1 protein-coding gene is annotated in these 1,729 nt (G+C 61.9%); it reads right to left on the bottom strand.

What is annotated here, in order from left to right; all coding sequences use genetic code 11:
* Positions 1 to 1,619, bottom strand: a 1,619-nt coding sequence (locus tag ACREP4_RS16945; RefSeq protein ID WP_431597371.1) for a DUF6531 domain-containing protein, incomplete at its 3' end; no start/stop codon positions are given.
* Positions 1,620 to 1,729: the final 110 nt, after the last annotated feature.

Below are 1,729 nucleotides of genomic sequence, written 5' to 3'. Positions count from 1 at the left end.
ACGCGCCATTCGCGTTCGTCGATCAGCGCCCATTCATAGAAACAACGCAGCCCCGTGGGAAGCTGGTGCTCGACCATTCGCCGGCCAACGTCGTACGTGAAGCGTCGCTGAACCTTGCCCAGCGCATCGCGCACTTCGCTCAGATCGCCGCAGGTGTCATAGGCATAACTCGCCAACACTGCGGACGATTCGTCATCGAACATGCGGTGGATGCGTTCCACCCGAGCCGGCCATCGCGCCGAATACACCAACTTCACGCGCACCACATCGAGGGTGTCGTGCAGTCGAGAAAGGCGCCCCTCGGCGTCGTACAGCAGATGAATCCGGTTGTCGTTGCGGTCGCCGAGCTGGCTTAGACGTAATCGAGTTGGATCAACCAGACTCGGCTCAAACAGCCGACAAAGCCCATCCTCGCTCTCGACCAACATCCGTCCATCCACATGCCGCTTGACTGCCAACCCCTCGCCCGGACTGAACACCGCGCTACCCAGCGCAATCGCGCCCATATCGATTCGCCGCGCCTGCTCGTCGACATAGATCAGCCGGTCGCCACCCTCTGTGCGCACCTCGACCTCGACACACACTTCAAGCGGGACACTCCAACCCGCACCAAACAGCCCATCTCGCCGCTCATCCCGACTGCTGTAAAACCGCTGCCACTCAATCGGCAACACGCCTGGCAGCACAAAATCCAGCTCTTCAGCCCCACCGAGCACCTTGGCGCCGGTGGCTGCATGCACCGGATTCGGCGACGCGGACACCGCTCGCCCCAGCGCTCCCGCTGCCGCCCCGACGACAGAAGCACTCACCCCGCCAAGCAGCATGCACGGCAAATTGCTCACGAACTTTGCGGGGCCACCGCGCAGCATCATCAACGCCGAAACGGCCAACCCGACGCCCGGCGTCTTGCCACTGCGAATGGTCCGAACAACCGCCTTGCCGCCACCGATGCGCACGTTCGGTGAAATCAACCCGGATGAAACCACCGTGGCATCGCAGGTACTGCGATCACCGCTGCGCACGGCAGGCTGGCCGTTGATGAACACCGTGCTCGAACCTTCGGCCAGATACTGGCCTGGCATGCCGGGATGTTTATTGCAGGTGATCCGATCATTGGGCAGCGGCGACGCGCCCGGATCCGGTGTCGCGACGGTAGGTCGCCACAGCTCCGAGAAGAAGCCCTTCGCCATGTCGAGGAAGGTGTCTTCGGGGGCTGAGTCAGCAGGGAACTCAGAGGGCGCGTCCGAAATAGCGCCAGCAGCACGCGCTGCAGGCAAGCCATTGATGAAGACGTTGGGCGAGCCGCTGGTGATATGCGCACAGACAGTCGGCGGGAAAAGGTCGTTGCCCAGGCTCTGGCAGAAATCGCTCAGCTTGCTGTCAGTACCCGTGACCTGCATGCCAATGGTAACGGCCGCCCCAACGACTGCACCCAGCACACAGGCGCCAAGCCCGGCGGTGGCGACGGTCACACCCGCAGCAGCAATGATCGCCGTCGTAGCCAAGGCACCGACGGCCACAGTGGCGACCACCTCCAGTGCACCACCAAACACATCGGCCATCACAGAGCTATGGGCAAGGGCATCGCCCTGACGGGCAGCCCAAAGGGCGTCAGACATTCCGTGATCCGCGCTGAGAAAAACGCGAAATCTAGGGGTTAAAAACGCTGCTGTCTGAGCGCTGAAACACAAAAAGGAAGGACTGCAAGGTTTTCAGAAAGGGACTACAA

The organism is Stenotrophomonas sp., assembly GCF_050737575.1.
Lineage (GTDB): Bacteria > Pseudomonadota > Gammaproteobacteria > Xanthomonadales > Xanthomonadaceae > Stenotrophomonas.
The sequence above is the reverse complement of the archived record's forward strand: the minus strand, read 5'-3'. Positions and strand labels throughout refer to the sequence as shown.